Genomic DNA, 19,122 nt, shown 5'->3' with positions numbered 1-19,122 from the left:
CCGGGTCACGCCGCCCGCCAGTCACCCGATTAGCCCACGCAGGGTAGTCGAATCCCTCAGAGGATCTACGCTCCGTGCCCCCATCGGGTGGGACGCCTCCGAAGATGAACCCGATGTTGTGGTCTGGCAGCAACTCGCCGCCCGACCCGGTGATTTCTTTCGGGATCCACCACTGGCCTGCGAATCCTCGTCCCGACCCCACCGGAGGGACGCCGGACCGGGGCGTCGGCCCCGCACTTTGACTACCCGGTGTCACGATATTCGTCCGATCATTGTCTGCATCTCAACCATTTGCCGCAGCGTTCCTCAGCTGCGACAACGTGGCGTGACATACGCCCTCACTATTGTGAGTGATCTGTTCGTGATCTTCATTGAAGGTGCCGTTTTCGCACATTTCCAGCCGGAAAACGAATTCCGGAGACCCTTCTCAGGAACCGGCTTTTTCCAGGATGAGACGCCGTCGTTACTATGGCCGCCTCCCAGTCCGCAAGGGCAGACCGGGTGCCACTCGACCGAGGGGCCCCGACCCGGCCACCGCCACGGACGCAAGTTGCCGGAGGCAGCCATGCACAACGTCGCGAACACCCCCGCGGCGAGCACCCCGCTCGAGGAGACCGGACAGCTGCCGGCCATGTTCGCCCGCGAGGGCGCGGAGCCGGCGCCGGCGACCCGGCGCGGTCCCGACTACGACCTCATCCAGCGCAGCCCCGAGTTCACCGCGCTGCGCCGGCGGTTCCGCAGATTCGTCTTCCCGATGAGCGCCGGCTTCTTCGTCTGGTACCTGACCTACGTGGTGCTGGCCGCGTACGCGAACGACTTCATGAGCACCCGCGTGTTCGGGCTCGTCAACGTGGGCATGCTGCTCGGCCTCGCGCAGTTCGTGACCACGGCGCTGATCACGCTCGTCTACGTCCGGTTCGCCAACCGGGAGGTGGACCCGCGGGTCGCCGAGCTGAGGGAACGGGCCGCCGTGACGGAAGGAACCCGCCAGTGACCACCACCGAGCTCGCCGAGAGCACCCCGGCGAGCAACCCGCTCGTGAACGTCGGGGTCTTCGCGCTGTTCGTCGCGATCACCCTGTTCGTCGTGTACCGCGCGGGCAACCGCGGCAAGAAGACCACCGCCGACTACTACGCGGCCGACAGCGCCTTCACCGGGCGGCAGAACGGCATCGCGCTCTCGGGCGACTTCCTGTCCGCCGCGTCGTTCCTGGGCATCGCGGGCGCCATCGCGATCCACGGTTACGACGGCTTCCTGTACTCCATCGGCTTCCTGGTCGCGTGGCTGGTCGACCTGCTGCTGATCGCCGAGCTGCTGCGCAACACCGGCCGGTTCACCATGGGCGACGTGCTGAGCTTCCGGATGAAGCAGCGCCCGGTGCGCGCGGCCTCGGCCGCCTCGACGCTCGTGATCTCGTTCTTCTACATGCTCGCGCAGATGGCGGGCGCCGGCGGTCTCGTCGCGCTGCTCCTCAACGTGCACTCCCGGCTGGGCCAGTCGCTGGTCATCGGCGTGGTCGGCCTGGTGATGGTCGTCTACGTGCTCGTCGGCGGCATGAAAGGCACCACCTGGGTGCAGATCATCAAGGCGAGCATCCTGCTCGTGGCCGCCACGCTGATCACCGTGTTCCTGCTGGGCAAGTACGGGTTCGACTTCTCCAACCTGCTCACCGCGGCCACGGACAACAGCCCGATGGGCACCAGCCTGCTGGAACCGGGCGGCTCGTACGGCGCCAGCGGCACCACGCGCCTGGACTTCGTGTCGCTGTCGCTCGCGCTCGTGCTCGGCGTCGCGTCGCTGCCCCACGTGCTGATGCGCTTCTACACCGTGCCCAACTCGCGCGAGGCGCGCCGCTCGGTGGTCTGGGCCACGGTCTGCATGTTCGTGTTCTACCTGTGCACGCTGGTGATCGGCTTCGGCGCCGCCGCGCTCGTGGGCAGCGACGAGATCAAGGCCGCGCCCGGCGGCGAGAACTCCGCGGCGCCGCTGCTGGCCCTGCACATCGGCGGCACGCTGCTGCTGGGCGTCATCTCGGCCGTCGCGTTCGCCACGATCCTCGCCGTGGTGGCGGGCCTGACGATCACCGCGTCCGCCTCGTTCGCCCACGACGTCTACGCGAACATCTTCAAGCGCGGCAAGGCCGAACCGGCCGACGAGGTCCGCGTCGCGCGCCTGACCGCCCTGGTCGTTGGCGTGATGGCCATCCTCGGCGGCATCCTCGCCAACGGACAGAACATCGCTTTCCTCGTGGCGCTCGCCCTGGCGGTCGCCGCGTCGGCCAACCTGTCGACCCTGCTGTACTCGCTGTTCTGGAAACGGTTCAACACCACGGGCACCCTGTGGAGCATCTACGGCGGCCTCGCGGCGTGCCTGATCCTGGTGCTGTTCTCCCCGGTCGTGTCCGGCGCCGCCGACTCGATCTTCAAGACCGTCGACTTCCACTGGTTCCCGCTCAAGAACCCGGGCCTGGTGTCGATCCCGTTCTCGTTCCTGTGCGGCTTCGTCGGCACACTGGTCGGCCGCTCGAAGGCCGACGGCGCCAAGCACGCCGAGATGGAGGTCCGGTCCTTGACCGGCATCGGGTCTTGACGGCTCTCCGGCTGTGACGAGAAGGGGCGGGTCCTGCGAGGGCCCGCCCCCTTTTTGTCGTCAGCGACGACCGCGGTCGCGACGCACACCGACAAACTTCGCGAAGTTCACCCGCGCAAGCCGTCCAGCATGATCTTCATCAGGCGGGCCGCGTCCTCTTCGGACGCGTTCTTCGAGGCCGTGCCGATGCCGTGGCCGAGGCGCAGGACGTCGATGCCCGTGATGTCGGCGCGGACGTCGCCGGTGGTCTGGGCGGCGGTGACCAGGTCGGCGCACGCGGTGCGCAGGCGGGTCTGGCACCAGAGGAACGTTTCGGAGCCCGAGTCGATCGACGCTTTGAGCAGGGCGGCGAGGCCGTGGCGCTCGATGACGTACGCGACCTGCTCCCCCAGCCACGCCTGGAGCGCCTCCCACGGCGGCAGCTCGGCGGCGAGCACGGCGGCGCGCGAGGCGAGCTGGTCGATCTCGTCGCGGTAGACGGCTTCCATCAGCTTCTCGCGCGTCGGGAAGTGGCGGTACAGCGTGCCGGCGCCGACGCCGGCGCGTTTGGCGATGTCGTCGAGCGGGACGTCGACGCCGTGTTCCGCGAAGGCGTCCTTCGCGGTGGCCACGATGCGGTCGTAGTTCCGCTTCGCGTCCGCCCGCATCGGCCGCGCTGCCTCCGCCGTCATCCACGCACCTCCTCGCACCCGGCTCCCCAGAAAACGGAGAGATTCTCCGAATTCCCTTGCGGAACTGGAGACGCTCTCCATATTATCGCGGACGCAACCAAGTGGAGAGTTTCTCCACTTACTTCGTCCCTCTCTGGGGAGTCCTCCTTTGACCGAGTTGACCGAGCGAATCTCGTCGACCGAGCCTAGGCCGAGACACCGGACCGCCGCGTCCGGGCTCGTCCTCGCCATCGTGCTGACCTGCCAGCTCATGCTGATGCTCGACGCCACCGTGATGAACGTGGCGCTGCCCCGCATCCAGTCCGAGCTGGGCTTTTCCGCCACCGGCCTGTCGTGGGTGATGACCTCCTACAGCCTCGTGTTCGGCGGCCTGCTGCTGCTCGGCGGACGCGCGGGCGACCTGTTCGGCCGCCGCCGGATGTTCGTGCTGGGTACGGCCGTGTTCACGCTCGCCTCCCTGGCCGGCGGGCTGAGCACGTCGGCCGGATTCCTGATCGCCGCCCGCGTGGCCCAGGGCGTCGGCGCCGCGATGGCGGGGCCGAGCACGATCGCGCTGATCACCACCACGTTCACCGAGGCCAAGGCGCGCGTGCGGGCGCTGTCGTTGTTCTCCGCCGTCGCCAGCGGCGGGTTCGCGATCGGCCTGATCGTGGGCGGTCTGCTGACCGAATGGATCTCGTGGCGGGCCGCGCTGTTCATCAACGTCCCGTTCGGGCTGGCCATCGCCGTGCTCGCACCGCGGTTCGTGCCCGCGCCGCCGCGCCGGGCCGCGCACCTCGACGTGCCCGGGGCCGTGCTCGGCACGTTCGGCGTCGCGTCGCTCGTACTGGCCTTCACGCAGGCCGCGTCCGACGGCTGGGGCGCACCGCTCACGCTCGCCGCGCTGGCGGCGGGCGTGGTGCTGCTGATCGCCTTCGTGCTGCTGGAGCGGCGCGTGGCCCATCCGCTGGTACCGCTGTGGCTCTTCGCCGAACGCAACCGGGCCGCCGCCTACGCCAGCTTCTTCCTCGGGCCGATGGCGATGATGTCGATGTTCTTCTTCCTGACGCAGTTCCTGCAGGACGTGCGCCACTTCGCCGCACTGGCCACGGGGTTCGCGTTCCTGCCGATGGCCGCGTCGATCTTCACGCTCAGCCGGCTCATGCCGCGCCTGCTCGCGCGCTTCGGCCCGAAGCCGCTGGCCGTGACGGGCACGGTGCTGATGGTCTCCGGCGTCGCGTGGCTTTCGGCGCTGACGCCGGACAGCGGATACGTCGCTTCGCTGCTCGGGCCGCTGCTGCTGATGGGCGTCGGCGGCGGGCTGGCGTTCTCGCCGCTCAACGTGATCATCATGTCCACCGTGCCCACCGAGGACGCGGGAGCCGCGGGCGGCGTGCTGCAGACCATGCAGCAGGTCGGCAGCACGCTCGGCCTCGGGATCCTGGTGACGGTGTTCGGCGCGGCGACGCGTTCGGCCGCGGCTTCGGGAGCCACCGGCACGCCGTTGCTGGTGGACGGGATGACGGCCGCGTTCCTCGCGGCGAGCGGACTGGCCGCCCTCACCGTCGGGGTCGCGCTGACCTTCCGGCGGGGAAAAGCCGTGCCGGCTTAGAAGATGTCCTGACCCGCGTGCACCCGGTGCGTCACCCGGCGTTCGACGATGAACGAGACGAACGGGACACAACCGGCGAGCAGCACGAGGATTGTGCTCTTGATCGACCAGCGGGCCTTGATCGCGAGGTCGATGCTGCAGGCCAGGTAGATCATGTAGAGGACACCGTGGATCGGCGAGTACACCGCGGCGGGCGTGGCGTTGCCGAAGCCGTACTCGACCACCATGGTCGTGCAGAGCACGAGCAGGCCGACACCGGTGATCCACGCGGTGGTGCGGAACCGCACCAGGGCTCCGTTGAGTCGCGCCGGGCGGGTCTGGGCCGCACCGTCGGTGCTCGTGGTCATGGGTTCGTCCTCACTTCCGAGGTGGTGGTTCAGGCCTGCTGGTCGCGGGCGTTGAGCTCGCGCAGGTAGCGGTTGTACGCGGCGAGCTCGTCGTCCTCTTCGGCCACTGGGCGGGGCGCCGGGGGACGCGCGGGCGTCGAGGGCCTCGGGGCGGGCACGGTCACCTGGACCTGCTCGGCCTGGGCCTCGGCGCTCTCGCCCTGGGACTCTTCCCGTTCGCGCAGCTTCTTGATCCGCCAGAACATGAACGCGGGGAACAGCCCGAACAGCGGCCACTGCAGCACGTAGCCGAGGTTCTGGAACGTGCCGTTGGCGGAGGTGAACCGGTCCCACTGCCACCACGCCAGCCCGCAGCACAGCAGCAGGCTCACCACGCACGTCGCGGCGATCAGGAGCCTGCGCCCGAGCGGGGACACGGCCGGGCCGGAGTTCACTGCCACGGCCCTGACGCTAGCACTGGGAACCAGGGCCGAAGCTGAGAGGCGGGCCCGCACGTGGTCCGGCTCTCAGCCGGTGACCTCGTGGTTCGCACGGATTTCACACCGGCGCGGACGCCGGCCCGCCCGGATTCCGGACCAACGGGCCTCAACCGGCCCGCACGGCCTTCGCCGACTGCGCGTAGCCGTCGGCGAGGCCGAAGACCTTCTGGGCGTATTCGGTGGAGTTGTTGTACGACAGGATCCCCGACCACCAGCCCGACGGCGTGGCCATGTCGCGCCCGCCCGCGCACAGGTAGCGGCCGGCGGCCAGCGCGGCGTCGTCGATCTGCTGCGGGTCGCCGAGGCCGTCGCCGTTGCCGTCGGCGGCCCACTTGCGCCAGGTGCTGGGGATGAACTGCATCGGGCCCACGGCCCGGTCGGCCACGGGGTCGCCGTCGAAGCGGCCGCCGTCGGTGTCGCTGATGGCGCGCACGCCCGACGAACCGTCGAGCGGGACGCCGATGATCGGCTTGGACGGGCGGCCGTCGGCGCCGAGCACCGCGCCGCCGTACTGGCCGTGGTTCGACTCGATGCGGCCGATGCCGGCGAGCGTGGCCCACGAGATGCGGCAGCCCGGGTCGGCCGAGCGCATCGCGAGCTCCGCGTTGCCGTACGCGCGCAGCGCCCGCGCGGGCACTCCGGTGACGGCGGCGATCTTCCTGGCCCAGTCGTCGAGCGGGTCGGCGGTGGAGCGCGCCGACTGCGGGGTGGTCTGCTGGTCCCCACCACCCGCGACGACGGCGCTGACGGGCGCGATCGAGCCCGGGCGCACGTCGGCCGCTTTCACGCTCAACGCGGGGATGTCCGTGGTCGTCGGGCTCGCGACCGGCGCCGACGCCCGAGTGACGAGCCACGTACCTCCACCCGCCACGGCGAGGACCACCAGAACCACCGCGAGCCGCACCGCCACGGCCGCGCCCCCTCGGGAACGGCGTCGGGCAGGTGCGCCCGCGGGGGCGGCCTGCGTCTCGGCTGTGGTCTCGCCGTCGGCGTTTCCGGTGAGGGGCACGAACTCCGGTCCTCCAGCGTGGCGGTCGGTCGATCACACAACGAGCCCGCGCAGGTTAGCGTTACGGACGGGTTCGGATCGCTGCCGCCACGCCGGTTCACCCGGCCGTGTCGAAAGGGTGGTTCAGGCGGACTTCTGCTGCCGCGCGAGACGCGCGACGCACCAGGCCGGGGCGCTGCCGCGGCGCAGGTGCTGGAGCACGGTCATCGGGCCCAGCCGGCGGCTGAGGTCCGAGGGCTGCAGGCCCGCCGCGCGGTAGTCGAGGGCCCGCTGGTCGAGCGGGCTGATGCCGGCGTCCCACCACAGCTCGGCCTCGGCGACGTCGCCGACCATCTGCCACCAGCCGGCGGCGGCCACGAGCAGTTCGTCGGGGACCTCGGGCAGGCGCACGCGCATGGCGTCGAGGTAACCGGGGTCCGCGGCGTCGACCTGCGCCCAGCGCGAAGGACCGGACCTCGCGCGCTGACCGGGGATGCCGGGCGGAGCCTGGGGCGCGTCGGCCAGCCAGGCGGACGTGATGCGGCTGACCTCCTGCTCCTCGGCGGTCTGCTCGCGCTCCGCGGCCCACTGCCGGATCAACGCGTCCACTCCGGGATCTCCGGTCATCCCTGCCTCCTCATTGGTCCCCGACGGGCCGGCCCTGACGCCTGCCCCGTTGCGCGTCCACGACTTGCACCCAATGCGCGTGACCGAGCGGAAAAACCCCGCTGTGACCCGGCTCCCGGGGGACCGGAGAACCGGCTGATCACGCAATGTGAGCACCGTAGGGCCGGGCGCGCTTTCTGCGCCATACCCCGGGCCCCACAAATTCCTTGACCAGGCCCTTTCAGGGGGCAATCCACCCGGATGGTCGAGCGATCAGCCCGGATCTCGGGATCGCGTTACTCTCGGTAATTACCGGCGGGTAACGAGGCCCGCGGTGATCACGCGAACAGGGTCTGGAAGAACGTGATGATGGCTTCGGCCCCGTCGCGCAGCCAGCCGAGGACCTGGTGCACGAGGTTGGCCGACTGGGTGGGCTGGGTGATCAGGAAGAACAGCACGAGGACGACCACCCCGATGACCACGATCTTCTTCACGCCGCCTGACATGGCACCATCCAATCCGCTGGCCGGCTTCAGGACCGGTCGTGCACGCTCACTCTAGTGACGACAGGCCCGCGAGGCCCGCCCGGCGATCGCTCAGCGGGACGCGTGTCACGACCGGGTGACCCCGGCCCGATCGGGTGAGCGGACGCCCCCGCGCCGCCCGCTAGGCTGCCGCGATGGACGACGTGGTGCTCCGCCCGGTGCTCGAAACCGATCTCGATCTCCTCGAGGCACTGATCAACGACCCGGCCACCGCGGGCGAGTTCCAGTGGTTCGGCTGGCACGACGCCGGCTACCTCCACCGCCGCTGGCGCGACAACGCCATTCTCACCACCGAGGGCGGGCTCCTGGTGCCGACCCTCGGCGGCGCCGTCCTTGGTCTCCTGTCGTGGCACCGCTCCCGTTCGGGGCCCAGCTCGTACTGCTGGAACATGGGCCTCGTGCTGCGCCCGGAAGCCCGCGGCCACGGCCACGGCACCGAGGCCCAGCGCCTGCTGGTGCGCTACCTGTTCGCGCACACGCAGTTCAACCGCGTCGAAGCCACCACCGACGTGGACAACCGCGCCGAACAACGCTCCCTGGAGAAGGCCGGCTTCACCCGCGAAGGCGTCCTACGCGGCTACGGCTTCCGCGACGGCGCTTGGCGCGACAGCGTGGTCTTTTCGGTGATCCGGTCGGATCTCGAACCGCGCTGAAACCTCCCGGCCTTTCCGCGCGGCTCGCGGCCGGGCGTGCTTTCGACCCGCGCGAGGGCCGTGGCGCGATGGCCGAAGCCGCGGCATGGTGGCGCGTTCGCCCTCAACCGGGCAGCAGCCCTTCGCCGCCCGGGCGCGGGTGAAAGTCAGGCACGCCGCCACTTCCCGGCCTTCAGGCAACGGCGCCCACCGGACGCACCACCGCTGCGGCGCCAGACTCACGGCACACCCGCGCCCGGCAGCAGCGCAGTCGCCGCCGGCGCGGGTGCAGGGCAGGCACGGCCGCCCGTTCAGTCAGTCAGGCGATGGCGCCCGCCGTGCGCAGGGCCGCCAGGTCGTCCTCGGTGAGGCCGAGGCCGGCCAGCACGTCGGTGGTGTCCGTGCCCGGCTGGTGGGGTGCGTGGGGCGTCGCGGGCGGGGTGCGGTCGAAGCGGGGCGCCGGGGCGGGCTGGACGGTGCCGCCGATGTCGACGAAGGTGCTGCGCGCCGCGTTTTGGGGGTGGGCCGAGGCTTCCCAGGGCGAGAGGACCGGCGTCAGGCAGGCGTCAGTGCCTTCGGCGCGGGCGACGAGGTCGTCGCGGGTGTGCTTGCCGACGGCGTCTGCGATGAGCTGCCGCAGCTTCGGCCACTGCGTCTTGTCCAGGTGCGGCGGCGCGTCCTCCAGGCCGAGCACCTTCACGAGGTCGCCCCAGAAGCGCATCTCGATGGCGCCGATGGCGACGTACTTGCCGTCGGCGGTCTCGTAGGTGTCGTAGAACGGGGCGCCGCCGTCGAGCAGGTTGTCGCCGCGCTCGCCCGACCACGCGCCGGCCGCGCGCAGGCCGTGCAGGCTCGTGGTGAGCAGCGCCGCGCCCTCGACCATGGACGCGTCGACAACCTGGCCGCGGCCCGAGGACGTCCGCTCGTACAGCGCCGCGAGCACGCCCATCGCGAGCATCAGGCCACCGCCACCGAAGTCGCCGACGAGGTTGAGCGGCGGTACCGGCCGTTCGCCGGCCCGCCCGATGGGCTCGAGCGCCCCGGCGATGCCGACGTAGTTGATGTCGTGCCCGGCCGCCTGCGCGAGCGGGCCGTCCTGGCCCCAGCCCGTCATGCGCCCGTAGACGAGCCGCGGGTTGCGCGCGTGGACCACCGAAGGCCCCAGCCCCATGCGTTCCGCGACGCCCGGACGGAAACCTTCGATGAGCACGTCGGCCCGCTCGGCCAGCTTGAGCACCACTTCGACGCCCTCGGGCGTCTTCGTGTTGACGCCGATCGAGCGACGGCCGCGCGCCAGCGGGTCGTTCGGGATGCCGAGCACGTCGGCGCCCGGCGTCGCGCGGTCCACGCGCACGACGTCGGCGCCGAGGTCGGCGAGGATCATGCAGGCGAACGGCGCGGGCGCGAGCCCGGCCAGCTCCACCACCTTCAGCCCGCCAAGGGGTCCGGCTTTCACGGCGGAAGTCCTTTCGTCGGCCGAAAAACTCAGAGCGTGCGCGAGATGATCTCCTTCATGATCTCGCTGGTCCCGCCGAAGATCCGCGAAATCCGGACGTCGGCCCACGCGCGCGCGATCGGGTATTCGGTCATGTAGCCGTAGCCGCCGAACAGCTGCACGCACTCGTCGACGACCTTGTTCACGCGCTCGGTCGTCCACAGCTTCGCCATGGCCGCGCCCTGCACGTCGAGCTCACCGCGCAGGTGCCGTTCGATGCACTGGTCGAGGAACGCGCGCGACACCGCCGCCTCCGTCGCGGCCTCGGCGAGCTTGAACTTCGTGTTCTGGAAGTTGAAGATCGGCCGGCCGAACGCCGTGCGCTCCTTCGTGTAGTCGATCGTGAGGTTCACAGCCGCCTCGAGCCCGGCCACCGCGGTCACGGCGATGATCAGCCGTTCCTGCGGCAGCTGCAGCATCAGCTGGACGAAGCCCTGGCCCTCGGCGTCGCCGAGCAGGTTGGCGGCGGGCACGCGGACGTCGTCGAAGAACAGCTCCGCGGTGTCCTGGCCCTTGAGGCCCACCTTGTCGAGCACACGCCCGCGGCGGAAGCCCGGCGTGTCCGTCTCGACCACGATCAGCGACACGCCCTGCGCGCCCGCGTCCGGGTCGGTCTTGCACGCGACCACCACGAGGTCGGCGTGGAAACCGTTGGTGATGAACGTCTTCGCGCCGTTGAGCACGTAGTGGTCGCCGTCGCGCACCGCGCGGGTCTTGATGCTCTGCAGGTCGGACCCCGTGCCCGGCTCGGTCATCGCGATGGCGCCCACGAACTCGCCGCTGGCGAGCTTCGGCAGCCACTCGCGCTTGCGCTCCTCCGACGCGTACGCCAGCAGGTAGTGCGCCACGATTCCGTTGTGGACGGTCACGCCCCACGCGTTGTCGCCGGAGCGGGCCTGCTCCTCGTACAGCACGGCCTCGTGGGCGAACGTGCCGCCGCCACCGCCGTACTCCTCGGGGATCGACAGGCACAGCAGGCCCACTTCGCCCGCTTTGGTCCAGATCTCGCGGTCGAGCTTCTTCTCCGCCGCCCATCGCTCCTGGTGCGGCACGATCTCCTTCTGCAGGAACGACCGGGAAAGTTCCCGGAGGTCCTCGAGTTCGGTGGTGCTCCACGAGCTCTTCTGGATCTGCAACGGCACGGCGACGCCTCCTGCGAAGCTGGAAAACATTACGCGTGGAAGGTAAGTTCTGTTCGGAATGTACATCCGCGCAGTCCGGTACGTAAAGCGGGAGAGGCGAATGACCGAGGCCACCGCCAAGGCGCACCGCACCCAGGCGCAACGCCGGGAGCAGACGCGCACCGCCCTGCTCGACGCGACCGTCGAGTCTCTCGTGGACATCGGGTACGCCCGCGCGTCGATGCAGGAGATCTGCGCCCGGGCCGGCGTGTCGAAGGGCGCGGTGCAGCACCACTTCGCCACGAAGGCCGAGCTGATGGCGGCCGCCGTCGAGCACCTCACCACGAAACTGCGCACGCAGCTGGCGGCGTCACTGGAAGGCCTGCCGGGTGGCGCGTCGGGCGTCGAGGCCGCGATCGACCTGCTGTGGGCGGGCTACTCGGGCACGCTCTCCACGGCCGTCACCGAGCTGTGGGTGGCCGCGCGCACCGACCCGGAGCTGCGGGCGGCGATCCGGCCCGTGGACCGGGCGCTGGGGCGTGCGACGCTGGCGCACGTGAGCCAGGTGGCCGGCGAACTGCCGAAAGAACGCGCGGAGACGTTGTTCTGGCTGACCGTGAACCTCACCCGTGGCCTGGCGCTCGACGCCGAGCTGGGCGGTGACCCGAACCGGCGGCGCAAGCTGCTGCAGGAGTGGAAGCGGATCGCAGTGCTGATGTACTCGCAGCCCTGAGCCTGGGCCGACCGGTGGCAGGATCACGCCGCCCCTTAGCGGATGAGGGTTCTTCGTGGTGGAATCGCAGATGCCCTGAGCAGGCGAAGGAGCCCCGATGACCAGCGTGCCGCAGTACCCGCCGTCACCCGTCGCCGAGCCGGGCGCCGTGTCGCGGCTGCTGGCCGGGATCCTCGGGGTGTTCTCGGCCGCGCTCGTGGTGGCAGGGACGTTCCTGCCGATCGCGGCTTCGCGGGTGACAGTGGCCGGTCAGCTGCAGAGCGCGTTCGCGGTCACGGCGTGGAACCGCCAGGTCGAAGCGGCGCCGCAGGCCGAGCGCGACCTGTTCGCGATCAGCCACGTCGCCCGCTACGGCATCCCGCTCACGGTGGCGGCCGCGGTGCTGGTCGTCGGCGCGCTGCTCGCGTTCTCGCGCTTCCGCGGCGCGGCCCGCACAGTGCTGATCGCCGGCGGCGCGGCCGTGGTCGCGGCCGTGTGGACGATGAGCATGGACGTGTCGGCGAGCCTCAGCTACGAGCAGAAGGACGCCACCATCGTCGCCCACTACACGACGGGCACCGGGTTCTGGGTGATGCTCGGCGGGGGCGTGATCGCCGCGCTGGTGCTGGCGCTCGCGGCGTTCGGCGGCGGCCGCTGGACCACGCCATGGGCACCGCAGCCGTACTACTACCCGGCCGTGAACGACGAGCCCGTGATCTACTCGCTGGACTCGCCGCCGCCCGATCAATCCTGGGCCGAGCCGCCCGCGCAGGGCGTGCTTACCCCGGAGTCCGAGCCCGCCGAGGAGCCGACCGCCCCGCCGTTCCCGCCGCAGGATGTGCAGCCCGCGCCGGGCGTCGAGCCGCCGGGCCGGCACCGCGACGACTCCGATATGTGAATATAATTCAGCTTTCCCGCTCGACCGCCGTACCGTCGGTATGCTGTACTCGTCGGTAACACCGGTCTGAACGGAGACGGCATGACCAGCACGACACCGGCGAACCTCAGCGGCGAGACGGCCCTGCCCGCGACGATCGGGGGTGTCGCGGGAGCGCCGACGGCGGCGCGCGCGGCCCGGCTCGTCGCCCGCGTGACCGGCGGTGCGGACTCCGCGCCGATCCGCACGACGGCGCCGTTCACCGGGCTGCCGATCACCACGATCCCCCAGGCCACCGACGCCGACGTGCGCGCGGCGTTCACGACCGCGCGCAGGGCCCAGCACGAGTGGGCGGCCCGGCCGGTCGCGCAGCGCCAGCGGTTCCTCGTGCGGCTGCACGACCTGATCCTCGCCCGCCAGGCCGAAGCGCTCGACCTCGTGCAGGTGGAGGCCGGCAAGGCGCGGCTCGACGCGTTCGACGAGGTGAGCGCGGCCGCCCTGGTGGCGGCCTACTACGGCAAGCACAGCGCGAAGATCCTGGCGCCGAAGCGCGCGGCCGGCGTGATCCCGGCCCTGACGAAGGCGGGCGAACTGCGCCATCCCAAGGGGGTCGTCGGCATCATCTCGCCGTGGAACTACCCGGTGGCGCTCACCGCGATGGACGTGTTCCCGGCGCTGGCGGCGGGCAACGCCGTGGTGCAGAAGCCGGACAACCAGACGGCGCTGTCCGCGTTGTGGTTGCAGGAGCTCGCGTCCGAAGCGGGCCTGCCGGACGGGCTGTGGCAGGTGGTGCTCGGCCGCGGTTCGCAGGTCGGCCCGGCGCTGCTCGAAGAGTGCGACTACCTCTGCTTCACCGGCTCCACGCCGACCGGCAAGGACCTGGCGACGCAGATCGCGGCCCGGCTCACGAGCTACTCGCTCGAGCTCGGCGGCAAGAACCCGATGATCGTGCTGCCGGACGCCGACGTCGCCAAGGCCGCGACGGGCGCCGTCAACGCGTGCTTCTCCTCCGCCGGGCAGCTGTGCGTCTCGGTGGAGCGGATCTACGTGCACGAAAGCGTCCGCGAGGAGTTCACCCGCGCGTTCGTGGCGCGCACGGCCGCTTTGAAGCTGGGCGGTGAGCTGGGTTTCGGCCCGCAGATGGGTTCGCTGACGTCGCCGAGCCAGCTCGAGACCGTGTCGGCGCACGTCGAGGACGCGCGGGCCAAGGGCGCGCGCGTGCTCACCGGCGGGCGGGCGCGGCCGGACCTCGGGCCGCTGTTCTACGAGCCGACCGTGCTCACCGACGTCACCCCGGACATGGTGCCGTTCGCCGAGGAGACGTTCGGGCCGGTGGTGTCGATCTACGGCTACACCGACGTCACGGACGCCATCGAGCGCGCCAACGACACCGCCTTCGGTCTCAACGCCAGCGTCTGGTCGCGCAACGGCCGGGCCGGCTGGGAGGTCGCGGCGCGGCTGAAGGCGGGGACGGTGAACGTGAACGAGGGCTACGCGGCGACGTTCGGCAGCGTCGGCGTGCCGATGGGCGGGATGAAGGACTCCGGCGTCGGCCGCCGCAACGGGGCCGAGGGGCTGCTGAAGTACACGGAGGCGCAGTCGATCGCCGTGCAGCGCGGGCTGGCGTTGCGGCCGCCGCGCCGGGTGCCGGGCGGGGTGTGGGCGCGGGTGATGACGTCGAGCATGAAGTTGTTGCGGCACTTGCCCTGGCGGTGATCAGCCGAGGCCGAGGAGCTCCACGGCCGTGCGGTCGAGGATCGCGGTGATGTCGTCGGCGGGCAGGCCGGAGCGTTCGACGTAGGTCACGGCCTCGGTGAACCCGTCGCCCTTCTGGTACGGGTAGTCGGTGCCGAGCACCATGCGGTCGGCGCCGAGCGTTTCGGCCGCGACGCGCAGCGCCGGCACGTGGTTGTGGCCGACGGTGTCGTAGAAGATCCGGCGCGCGGCGAGGCTCGGCTTCTCCGGGGTTTCCGGTGCCTCCCAAGGGTTCTGGCGGTCGATGCGCGGCAGCAGCATCGGCAGCGCGCCGCCGAGGTGCGGCAGGATGATCTTCATGCGCGGGAACCGGCTCGGGATCCCGGCGACGATCAGGTGCAGCACGGCCACGGTGTCCTCGATCGGCGCCCCGATCTGCCACGTCAGGTTCGGCCCGATCAACGGCGACTCGGCCCCGACACCGGCCGGGTGCACGAACAGCACGCTGCCGCGGCGGTCGAGCTCTTCGTAGACGGGCAGGAACGCCGGGTCGCCGAGCGTGCGCCCCAGCACCGAGGTGGTGATCGCGACGCCCAGGAACCCGAGCTCGTCGAGCGCACGCGTGAGCTCGACGAGCGCGGCACCGGTGTGCGGCAGCGGCAGGGACGCGAACGCCTTGAACCGATCCGGGTGCTGCCGGACGAGCTCCGCGTAGTCGTCGTTGACGAACCGCGCGGCCTCCACCGCCGCCCGCTCATCCTCGAAATGCGGCGGCGCGGGCGTGGTCGACAGCACCTGCAGATCGATGCCCGCCGTCGCCATCTGCTCGAACCGCGACCCGAGCTCCGCCTCGGTCGCTCCGGCCCCCAACCGCCCCTGCGCGGCCGCCTTCTCGTTGCCCCACCTGGCCAACACGCCCAGGTACGCCTCGCTCCACAGGTGAGCATGCACGTCGACGCGCATCCCCGGCTCCTCCCCGACGCGGTTAGCATGCTATTTGATCACCAGTGAACCACTGCCGGACAGGTTCGGCACATGGTGGGTCTCGGCGCGGGGTTGGGAGTTGTCCGCGCGCCACAACCGGCCTGCACTCCCCGCGCGGAGCAGGAACGGACAATCACACCGCGAACCGCGAAACCGTCCCGAACGCAGCCGGCGTCGGTCCTTCGCCGCCGGAGCCGACAGCGGCCGGCTGCCGCGACCAGCCCCGGCGTGCCGGTTCGGCGCGCGAGGGCGACAGCCGCCCCGACTCCCGTGCGCGCTAAGCAGGCAACCGACGATCACACGCGAACCGGCGAACCCGCAGGCAGCCCTTGACCGCAAGGGCCAGCAACGGCGGCGACCACGACAACCCCGGCCGACGGTTCGGCGCACAAACGACCCGCGCTCCTCCTCGACACGACGCAGGCAACCGCCAAGCAGATCGCGGACCGGCACAACCGTCCGCGCGGTGCGGGGCGGCCCTTCGCCGCGGAAGCCAGCAGCGGCCGGCAGCCTCGGCGCGGGCAGTTCGGCGCACCAACGACACAACCGGCCCCAAGCCCTCCGCGCGGAACCGCCTAAGCCGCCCGGGCAGCGCGAGTCAGTTCTTCGCCGCCGGAACCCACAAGCTCCCGGCAGCCGCGGCGCGCCAACGACACGACCCACCCCACGACCCCTCCGCGTGGAACCCGCGAAACCCCGGGCGGAGCGGGTCAGTCCCTCGTAGCCGGGGTCGTCAGCAGGCCGCGGTCGTAGGCGATGGCGACGGCTTCGGCGCGGCGGCTGGCGCCCAGTTTGGCCATGACGCGGGAGAGGTGGACGGAGACCGTCTTCTCGCTGATGTAGAGCTCCTCGCCCACCTGGCGGTTGGTGCGGCCGAGGGCGACGCGTTCGAGGACGTCGCGTTCGCGGTCGGTGAGAGGGTTGGGGCCGGTGGGGGTGGCGGCGGCTGGGGTGAGGCCGGGGAGGTCGCTGCGGGCGCGGTGGGCCAGGTCGCGCACGGCGTCGCGGAGGGGCAGCGCGCCGAGGGCGGAGGCGACGGTGTGGGCGGACGCCAGCGCGTCGTCGGCGGGGAGGCCGTGGGCGAGGAGGGCCTGGGCTTCGAAGTAGCGGCACATGGCCTGCTCGTAGACCGCGCCGTAGTCGAAGGCCGTGGCGGCGGCGGACCACAGCGCGGGGTCGGCGGGGCCGTCGAGGCCGGAAGCGGCGGCTTCCAGGCGGGCGAGCCAGGCGTGGCCTTCCAGGCGCAACGTGCCCGAGCGCGGACTGCCCTCGACGGCGGTGCGGCGGCCGTGTTCCAGCAGGCGCCGGCCGACGGAGGCGAAATCGTCGGCGGCGCGCTGGTCGCCGTGCAGGCGGGCGTCGGCGGCGAGGGCCGCGACCGAGGTCATGCCCAGCGCGACGATCCGGATGCCGCCGAGCAGCCAGGGCTCGATCTTTTCCAGCCACGCCACCAAGTCCTCGGTGACGCGCACGGCTTCGGTGTGATCGCCGCGCCAGGTCGCGAGCTCGATGGCGGCGTCGCCGGCCGAGAGGGCGATCTGGATGTCGGCGGACCACTGCTGCCGCAGCCCGGGCAGGAGGCGCGCGGCGTCGTCGAACCGGCCGCGCGCGACGAGGAACAGCACCCAGTTGGCCAGGATCCGGGCGGCGACCGCGCTCGACACCCCGCGTCCCGCGCGCCCCGCCGCGTCCTCCGCGGGCCAGTCGCCGCTGAGGTAACGCAGGTAGAGCTGCCGCGCGCGCAGCTCGAGCCCGAACGAGCTCCACGTGAGCCCCGACTCCTCCGCGCGCGCGACGCCGTTGGCCACGTGGGTGAGGGCTTCGGCCATCTCGGCCTGGTCGTCGTAGCTCAGGGCGAGGAAGTACAGGCCGCGCAGCTCGACGTTGAGGGCCTCGGCCTCGCGCGCCTTGCGGATGCCCTGCCGCAGCCGTTCGCGCGCCAGCGCGGCGTCGCCCGCCGAGTCGGCCAGCGTGCCCAGCGTGATGAGCCCCGACGCCTCGGCCCCGACCGCACCCACGGCCCGCGCGTCGGACACCGACGTGAGCGCGTTGTCCAGCGCCTCGCCCGGCTGGTCGAGCAGCCGCAGGAAGCCCGCGCGCGTCGCCAGCACCCAGGCCCGCGTGGCGCTCGGTTCGCTGTCCTTCACCAGGTCCCACGCCCGGTCGACGGCCAGCGTCGCCTCGTCGAGCGTGCCCTCCAACGCCAGCAGCGCCTCGGCCAGCCGGCGCCACACCTTGGCGGACCGCAGCGTCGGGGCGTCGGGCCCCAGCAGCTCCGCGGCCGAACGCGCGTAGGCCGCCGCGCGCTCCGGCTCCCCCGACGTGCCCGCGAAGTACGAAGCCTCGTGCAGAAGCTTCAGCTCGTCGACGCCCTCGGGCCGGTCCGCGACGGGCACCGCGTCCCAGATGGACAGTGCCTGTTCGGCGTGCCGCAGCGCCGCCCCCGGCGCGCCCAGCTTTTCCGCCTCGTCCATCGCGCGAAGCAGCGCGGGCAACGCGGTGACGAAATCGCGGCTTTCGAGACTGTGGAACGCCAGCTTGGCGTCGTGCCCCCGCCCCTGCGGGATCGCTTGGATGCGGGCCGCGTAGGCGGCGTGCGTGCGGTTGCGTTCGCCCGGCAGCAGATCCGCGTACACCGCTTCCTGCAGCAACGCGTGGCGGAACACGTAGGAGCCGTCCTCGATCACGAGCACGTGGTGCTGCACGGCCTCGCGCAACGCCTCGTCGAGCTCCAGCTCGCCGAGGCCCGCGACCTCAGCGAGCGCGGCGTGCGACACCGGCTCGTTGGCCACGGAGATCACCCGCAGCACGCGCCGCGTCTCCGCCGGGAACCGTTCGAGCCGCGCGAGCAGCACTTCGGCCAGGCCGGCGGGCAGGTCCCGGCAGTCGGCGTCCGTGGCCAGCAGCTCTTCCACGAAGAACGGGTTGCCCTCCGACCGCGCGACGATGTCGGCCACCACGTCGGCCGGCAACGGCTCGTCGGCCAGCGCCTCCACGAACGCCCGCGCGTCGGCGGGCCCGAACGGCGCCAGCGCCACCTGCTCCACCGTGGCCAGGCGCACCAGCTCCGACAGCAGCCCCCGCAGCGGGTGACGCCGGTGCACGTCCTCTTCGCGGTAGCTGCCCACGACCAGCAGCCGCTGCGCGCGCAACCTGCTGGCCAGGAAGGACAGCAGGTTGCGCGTGGAAGAGTCGGCCCAGTGCAGGTCCTCGAGCAGGATCACCACCGGCCGCGACTCGGCGACCTCGGTCAGCACCCCCAGTACCGCGTCGAACAGCTGGAGCTGACCCAGGTCTTGTTCCGGTCGCGGCCGGCGCATGACCTCGCGCTCGCTGGCCGACACCTGGCCGTGTTCCCCCGGTCCCATCGGCTCGGGCTCCCCGCTTTGCGGCAGCAGCCGCGCGAGCGCCGGCCGCGACCGCACCGCGGCGGCGACCACCGGATCCCCCGACGAGCCCAGCGGCGCCAGCGCCTCCGCGAACGGCAGGTACGGCAGACCACCGTCGCGCACGTCGATGCAGCGGCCGGTGAGCACCAGCGCGCCGTTCGACGCGACGTACTCACCGAGCGCGGTGAGCAGCCGGGTCTTGCCGACCCCCGCGTCGCCCGCGATCAGCACGGCGCCGGCCTCGCGCCGCTCCGCCCGAGCGAAGGCAGCGCGAAGCCGCCGCATCTCGTGAGTGCGGGCGACCAGCGGGATTCCGGAGCCTAAGCGGGGCACGAGGAGCATTCTGTCCTACCCCACCGACAGTTCCGCCATGCTTTTCGCCGAGGGCGTGACACCCTCGG

Annotated in this window: 17 protein-coding genes; 7 read left to right on the top strand and 10 right to left on the bottom strand. The window is 71.6% G+C overall.

All coding sequences use genetic code 11. The features are described from left to right. Positions 1-565 precede the first annotated feature (565 nt). Entirely contained in the window at positions 566-994 is a 429-nt protein-coding gene (locus tag ACQPXB_RS13130; protein ID WP_366583473.1) for a DUF485 domain-containing protein, read from the top strand. Next, positions 991-2,589 carry a solute symporter family protein gene (locus ACQPXB_RS13125; protein WP_432851784.1) on the top strand — a complete coding sequence of 533 codons (1,599 nt, stop codon included), beginning with the start codon at positions 991-993 and terminating at the stop codon, positions 2,587-2,589. The genes ACQPXB_RS13130 and ACQPXB_RS13125 overlap by 4 nt, the downstream gene beginning before the upstream one ends. 107 nt (positions 2,590-2,696) lie before the next feature. On the opposite strand, the gene ACQPXB_RS13120 is transcribed toward ACQPXB_RS13125, so the two are convergent. Continuing rightward, positions 2,697-3,260 carry a TetR/AcrR family transcriptional regulator gene (locus tag ACQPXB_RS13120; RefSeq protein WP_366583475.1) on the bottom strand — a complete coding sequence of 188 codons (564 nt, stop codon included), beginning with the start codon at positions 3,258-3,260 and terminating at the stop codon, positions 2,697-2,699. Between the two features lie 157 nt (positions 3,261-3,417). On the opposite strand from ACQPXB_RS13120, the gene ACQPXB_RS13115 reads away from it, so the two are divergent. Then, a complete protein-coding gene (locus ACQPXB_RS13115; protein WP_432856601.1) occupies positions 3,418-4,851 on the top strand; it encodes an MFS transporter in 1,434 nt (477 codons plus the stop codon). Here ACQPXB_RS13115 and ACQPXB_RS13110 read toward each other — a convergent pair. The 5 genes from ACQPXB_RS13110 to ACQPXB_RS13090 form a co-directional block, all read right to left on the bottom strand. Beyond that, positions 4,848-5,198, bottom strand: a complete 351-nt coding sequence (locus ACQPXB_RS13110) for a DUF3817 domain-containing protein (protein WP_432851782.1) — start codon at positions 5,196-5,198, stop codon at positions 4,848-4,850. The two genes, ACQPXB_RS13115 and ACQPXB_RS13110, sit on opposite strands and share 4 nt — an antisense overlap. A gap of 29 nt (positions 5,199-5,227) precedes the next feature. Then, on the bottom strand, positions 5,228-5,638 hold the full coding sequence (locus ACQPXB_RS13105; RefSeq protein ID WP_366583478.1) for a hypothetical protein: 411 nt from the start codon (positions 5,636-5,638) through the stop codon (positions 5,228-5,230). Positions 5,639-5,783: 145 nt separating this feature from the next. Next, positions 5,784-6,686, bottom strand: coding sequence for a lytic transglycosylase domain-containing protein (locus tag ACQPXB_RS13100; protein ID WP_432851780.1), 903 nt, complete (start codon positions 6,684-6,686; stop codon positions 5,784-5,786). Between the two features lie 123 nt (positions 6,687-6,809). Further along, positions 6,810-7,292 carry a helix-turn-helix transcriptional regulator gene (locus ACQPXB_RS13095; RefSeq protein ID WP_366583479.1) on the bottom strand — a complete coding sequence of 161 codons (483 nt, stop codon included), beginning with the start codon at positions 7,290-7,292 and terminating at the stop codon, positions 6,810-6,812. Between the two features lie 317 nt (positions 7,293-7,609). Continuing rightward, positions 7,610-7,777, bottom strand: coding sequence for a hypothetical protein (locus ACQPXB_RS13090; protein ID WP_220238194.1), 168 nt, complete (start codon positions 7,775-7,777; stop codon positions 7,610-7,612). Between the two features lie 173 nt (positions 7,778-7,950). Between ACQPXB_RS13090 and ACQPXB_RS13085 the strand changes: the two genes are divergently transcribed. Continuing rightward, a complete protein-coding gene (locus tag ACQPXB_RS13085) occupies positions 7,951-8,469 on the top strand; it encodes a GNAT family N-acetyltransferase (protein WP_366583480.1) in 519 nt (172 codons plus the stop codon). 298 nt (positions 8,470-8,767) lie between these two features. On the opposite strand, the gene ACQPXB_RS13080 is transcribed toward ACQPXB_RS13085, so the two are convergent. Together ACQPXB_RS13080 and ACQPXB_RS13075 are read right to left on the bottom strand one after the other, a co-directional pair. Further along, complete coding sequence (locus ACQPXB_RS13080; RefSeq protein WP_432851777.1) at positions 8,768-9,904, bottom strand: CaiB/BaiF CoA transferase family protein; 1,137 nt, start codon at positions 9,902-9,904, stop codon at positions 8,768-8,770. Between the two features lie 29 nt (positions 9,905-9,933). Then, the gene (locus ACQPXB_RS13075; protein WP_432851776.1) at positions 9,934-11,085 is read right to left on the bottom strand and encodes an acyl-CoA dehydrogenase family protein; all 1,152 of its coding nucleotides are present in this window, start codon (positions 11,083-11,085) and stop codon (positions 9,934-9,936) included. Between the two features lie 100 nt (positions 11,086-11,185). On the opposite strand from ACQPXB_RS13075, the gene ACQPXB_RS13070 reads away from it, so the two are divergent. The 3 genes from ACQPXB_RS13070 (at position 11,186) to ACQPXB_RS13060 (ending at position 14,369) form a co-directional block, all read left to right on the top strand. Next, positions 11,186-11,797 carry a TetR/AcrR family transcriptional regulator gene (locus ACQPXB_RS13070; RefSeq protein ID WP_432851774.1) on the top strand — a complete coding sequence of 204 codons (612 nt, stop codon included), beginning with the start codon at positions 11,186-11,188 and terminating at the stop codon, positions 11,795-11,797. Between the two features lie 97 nt (positions 11,798-11,894). Continuing rightward, a complete protein-coding gene (locus tag ACQPXB_RS13065) occupies positions 11,895-12,674 on the top strand; it encodes a hypothetical protein (protein WP_432851772.1) in 780 nt (259 codons plus the stop codon). 81 nt (positions 12,675-12,755) lie between these two features. Beyond that, a complete protein-coding gene (locus tag ACQPXB_RS13060) occupies positions 12,756-14,369 on the top strand; it encodes a succinic semialdehyde dehydrogenase (protein ID WP_432851770.1) in 1,614 nt (537 codons plus the stop codon). Here ACQPXB_RS13060 and ACQPXB_RS13055 read toward each other — a convergent pair whose 3' ends face one another. Next, positions 14,370-15,311 carry an amidohydrolase family protein gene (locus tag ACQPXB_RS13055; protein WP_432851768.1) on the bottom strand — a complete coding sequence of 314 codons (942 nt, stop codon included), beginning with the start codon at positions 15,309-15,311 and terminating at the stop codon, positions 14,370-14,372. A gap of 731 nt (positions 15,312-16,042) precedes the next feature. Then, positions 16,043-19,063: a helix-turn-helix transcriptional regulator gene (locus ACQPXB_RS13050; protein WP_432851766.1), complete on the bottom strand. Its 3,021-nt coding sequence runs from the start codon at positions 19,061-19,063 to the stop codon at positions 16,043-16,045. Positions 19,064-19,122: the final 59 nt, after the last annotated feature.

Origin of the sequence: Amycolatopsis sp. CA-161197, assembly GCF_050942255.1 — a bacterium.
Taxonomy (GTDB): domain Bacteria; phylum Actinomycetota; class Actinomycetes; order Mycobacteriales; family Pseudonocardiaceae; genus Amycolatopsis.
Note: the sequence above shows the minus strand (reverse complement) of the source record. Positions and strands in the feature narration are given on the sequence as shown.

Excerpts from the sequence above, each read along its gene's own strand:
- ACQPXB_RS13130 (WP_366583473.1), top strand. The coding sequence starts at position 566 with ATGCACAACGTCGCGAACACCCCCGCGGCGAGCACCCCGCTCGAGGAG.
- ACQPXB_RS13120 (WP_366583475.1), bottom strand. The coding sequence starts at position 3,260 with ATGACGGCGGAGGCAGCGCGGCCGATGCGGGCGGACGCGAAGCGGAAC.
- ACQPXB_RS13110 (WP_432851782.1), bottom strand. The coding sequence starts at position 5,198 with ATGACCACGAGCACCGACGGTGCGGCCCAGACCCGCCCGGCGCGACTC.
- ACQPXB_RS13095 (WP_366583479.1), bottom strand. The coding sequence starts at position 7,292 with ATGACCGGAGATCCCGGAGTGGACGCGTTGATCCGGCAGTGGGCCGCG.
- ACQPXB_RS13090 (WP_220238194.1), bottom strand. The coding sequence starts at position 7,777 with ATGTCAGGCGGCGTGAAGAAGATCGTGGTCATCGGGGTGGTCGTCCTC.
- ACQPXB_RS13085 (WP_366583480.1), top strand. The coding sequence starts at position 7,951 with ATGGACGACGTGGTGCTCCGCCCGGTGCTCGAAACCGATCTCGATCTC.
- ACQPXB_RS13070 (WP_432851774.1), top strand. The coding sequence starts at position 11,186 with ATGACCGAGGCCACCGCCAAGGCGCACCGCACCCAGGCGCAACGCCGG.
- ACQPXB_RS13065 (WP_432851772.1), top strand. The coding sequence starts at position 11,895 with ATGACCAGCGTGCCGCAGTACCCGCCGTCACCCGTCGCCGAGCCGGGC.
- ACQPXB_RS13060 (WP_432851770.1), top strand. The coding sequence starts at position 12,756 with ATGACCAGCACGACACCGGCGAACCTCAGCGGCGAGACGGCCCTGCCC.
- ACQPXB_RS13055 (WP_432851768.1), bottom strand. The coding sequence starts at position 15,311 with ATGCGCGTCGACGTGCATGCTCACCTGTGGAGCGAGGCGTACCTGGGC.
- ACQPXB_RS13050 (WP_432851766.1), bottom strand. The coding sequence starts at position 19,063 with ATGCTCCTCGTGCCCCGCTTAGGCTCCGGAATCCCGCTGGTCGCCCGC.